2 pseudogenes are annotated in these 749 nt (G+C 47.1%); both read left to right on the top strand.

Annotated elements, in window-relative coordinates:
• Positions 1-100: 100 nt before the first annotated feature.
• Positions 101-316: pseudogene (locus OGY18_RS01615) on the top strand (alpha/beta hydrolase); the annotation flags it as partial.
• Between the two features lie 26 nt (positions 317-342).
• Positions 343-656 (top strand): annotated as a pseudogene (locus OGY18_RS01610) (Tn3 family transposase); the annotation flags it as partial.
• Positions 657-749 lie beyond the last annotated feature (93 nt).

The following is a 749-nucleotide window of genomic DNA, read 5'->3' as shown; positions in this document are numbered from 1 at the left end:
CCCCTTTATTTTTACTGAAGAGCAGACAGAAACCATAAATACCGGCTTTGACATGCCGGGGAAGTCCTTATAGTACAATATTTTCCGTTTCCCAAACGGAGCCTATAAGGTGTTCGCCATGAACAAACCTCTGCTGATTTTTCATGCGACTGAAGATGATACCGTGTTAATTGAGCAGGCCGAGAAAATATTCAAAGCAGCTAAGCATCCCAAGAGTTTCATTTCCCTGGGTAAGGCTGATCACCTTCTGACACATGCTCAGGATGCTGAATACGTTGCCGATATCATTATATCGTGGAGCGAATGTTACCTATAAACAGAGTAAATGCGTTCAAACTCGTAGCGCTGAGGGCGATTTTCTGCAGAGATCGGACGCTGTTTATGCTGGACTGATTTTGCGATAAAGGCTTAGGCCGATGCATACAGGCGGGGCTGAATAAGGGTGAGGCCCTTGGGCGAGCATCCTTCATGCACCGGCTGAATGAAATCAGGGATCTGGGGGTGGGAGGATCAGCGTTACCACGCCACCGGCGCTGACACTACATACGGCGGCGATAACACTCTGGAATACGGTTTATATAGAAAGAACCATTGAGCCGCTTAAGCAAAAAGGAGTCCCTGTTAATGAACTGCTGGTCTCTCATCCTTCTCCACTGCTGTACAAAATATAGTCTTAGCGTGGGATAATTAATGAGATGGTCACTCCCTCCTTCCCAGTACTATGCTGAGGACAGGCTTTCATTCGGAGA

It is taken from the genome of Citrobacter sp. Cpo142, from assembly GCF_030332425.1.
Classification (GTDB): Bacteria; Pseudomonadota; Gammaproteobacteria; order Enterobacterales; family Enterobacteriaceae; genus Citrobacter; species Citrobacter portucalensis.
The sequence above is the reverse complement of the archived record's forward strand: the minus strand, read 5'-3'. Positions and strand labels throughout refer to the sequence as shown.